Raw genomic sequence first — 2,457 nt, forward strand, 5'->3', positions numbered from 1 at the left:
CCACGTCGGCCGGCCCATCTCGGTGCTGGTCGAGTCGGCCGGCGACGGCCTGGCCGAGGGGACCAGCGACAACTACATCAAGGTCCGCTTCCCGGGTGGTCCCGAGCTGGTCGACCGGGTCGTGACCGTGCGAGGCTTGCGAGCCGACACCGAGGGCATGGAGGGAACAACCCTTGAGGCTTGCCGGAGCTGATACAGAGGGCATGGAGGCCGAAGTCGCGTGACCGATCAAGACTGTCTCTTCTGCAAGATCGTGGCGAAGGACATTCCGGCGCAGGTCGTGCTGGACCGCGAGGACGTGCTCGCGTTCCGTGACGTCAACCCCCAGGCGCCGACCCACGTCCTGGTCATCCCCAAGGAGCACCTGACCAGCCTGGAGGCGGTCGGGGACGGGCACGGGCAGCTGCTGACGAGCCTGGTCGCGGCCGCCAACGAGGTCGCCCGGGAGGACGGGGTGGGCGGCGCCTGGCGGCTGGTCACCAACGTCGGCCGGGGCGCCGGCCAGTCCGTCGACCACCTCCACCTGCACGTGCTGGGCGGCCGCGGCTTCACCTGGCCCCCCGGGTAGCGGCGTGGCCATCGTCCCCTACGGCGCCTGGCCGTCGCCGATCAGCGCCGAGCTGGTCGCCGCCGGCGGGGTGTCGCTGGACGAGGTCCGGGTCGCCGGCCCGGCCGTGTGCTGGGTCGAGGGCCGCCCCCTGGAGGGCGGCCGCCAGGTCGTCCGCCGCGCCGTTCCCGGCCTCCCGGTCGAGGACCTGGTCCCCGAGGGGTTCAACGCCCGCACCCGGGTGCACGAGTACGGCGGCGGCAGCTACGCCCTGGCCGGCGAGACCCTGTTCTTCAGCAACTTCCGCGACCAGCGCCTGTACCGCCTCGACCCGGGCGGCGACAGGCCCCGGCCGGTCACCCCCGAGCCGCCCACCCCGGCCGCCCACCGCTACGCCGACGCCTGCCCCACCCCCGACGGCCGCCGGCTGGTCTGCGTGCGCGAGCGCCACCAGGACGGCCAGGTGGACAACGAGCTGGTCGTCCTGCCCGCCGACGGCGGCGGCGGGCCGCTGGTGCTGGCCGCGGGGCGGGACTTCTATGCCAGCCCCCGCGTCAGCCCGGACGGCCGCCGGCTGGCCTGGCTGGAGTGGGACCACCCGAACATGCCCTGGGACGGGACCGAGCTGCGGCTGGCCGCCCTCGACGGCGACGCCCTGGCCGGCGACCCCGTCACCGTCGCCGGCGGGCCCGACGAGGCGGTGTTCCAACCGGAGTGGAGCCCCGACGGGGTGCTGCACCTGGTCAGCGACCGCACCGGCTGGTGGAACCTGTACCGGGTCGGCTCACAGGGGTCTGGGGCGCTGGAGGCGCTCTTCCCGGCCGAGGAGGAGTTCGGCCACCCCCAGTGGGTCTTCGGCATGGCCACCTACGCGTTCCTGCCCGGTGGCCGGATCGCCTGCATCCACGGCCGCGGCCCTCTGCAGCGCCTCGGCATCCTGGAGGCGGACGGCACCCTGGCCGACCTCGACCTGCCCTTCACCTCGTTCCACCCGCCGCAGGTCCGGGCGGCCGGCGAGCGGGTCGCCTGCATCGCCGGCAGCCCGGCCGACGCCCGGGCCGTGGTCCTGATCGACCCCGCCGGCGGCGGGGTCGAGGTGCTGCGGTCCAGCGAGGACCGGGAGCTCGACCTCGGCTACCTGACCGTCCCCGAGCCGATCGAGTTCCCCACCGAGGGCGGCGGCACCGCCCACGCTCTCTACTACCCGCCGGCCAACCGCGACGCCCAGGGGCCGGCGGGGGAGCGGCCGCCGCTGGTCGTGGCCAGCCACGGCGGCCCCACCTCCGGGGTCACCAGCGACCTGCACGTCAGCTACCAGTACTTCACCAGCCGCGGCATCGCCGTGGTCGACGTCGACTACGGCGGCTCCACCGGCTACGGGCGCGCCTACCGGCAGCGCCTGGACGGCCGGTGGGGGATCGTCGACGTCGACGACTGCGTCGCCGCCGCCCGCCACCTGGCCGGACGGGGCGACGTCGACCCGGCCCGCCTGGCCATCCGCGGCGGCAGCGCCGGCGGCTACACCACCCTGTGCGCCCTCACCTTCCGCGACGACTTCACCGCCGGGGCCAGCTACTACGGGGTGGCCGACGTGGCCGCGCTGGCCCGCGACACCCACAAGTTCGAGTCGCGCTACCTCGACCGCCTGATCGGCCCCTGGCCGGAGGCCGAGGCCCTGTACCGGGAGCGGTCGCCGATCCACTTCACCGACCGCCTGTCCTGCCCGGTGATCCTCCTCCAGGGCCTGGAGGACGAGGTCGTGCCCCCCACCCAGGCCGAGATGATGGCCGCCGCCCTCGACGCCAAGGGCATCCCGTACGCCTACCTGCCCTTCCCCGGCGAGCAGCACGGCTTCCGCCAGGCCGCCCACATCCGCCGCGCGCTTGAGGCAGAGCTGTACTTCTACAGCC

3 protein-coding genes are annotated in these 2,457 nt (G+C 74.7%); all 3 read left to right on the plus strand.

Annotation, left to right across the window (positions count from 1 at the left end; all coding sequences use genetic code 11):
• On the plus strand, positions 1-193 hold a 193-nt coding region (locus VF468_16165; GenBank protein HEX5879828.1), incomplete at its 5' end, for a tRNA (N(6)-L-threonylcarbamoyladenosine(37)-C(2))-methylthiotransferase MtaB.
• Positions 194-220: 27 nt separating this feature from the next.
• Complete coding sequence (locus VF468_16170) at positions 221-568, plus strand: histidine triad nucleotide-binding protein (protein HEX5879829.1); 348 nt, start codon at positions 221-223, stop codon at positions 566-568.
• Between the two features lie 4 nt (positions 569-572).
• Positions 573-2,457, plus strand: a 1,885-nt coding sequence (locus tag VF468_16175) for a S9 family peptidase (GenBank protein HEX5879830.1), incomplete at its 3' end; no start/stop codon positions are given.

The organism is Actinomycetota bacterium (assembly GCA_036280995.1).
In the GTDB taxonomy this organism is placed as follows: Bacteria; Actinomycetota; CALGFH01; order CALGFH01; family CALGFH01; genus CALGFH01.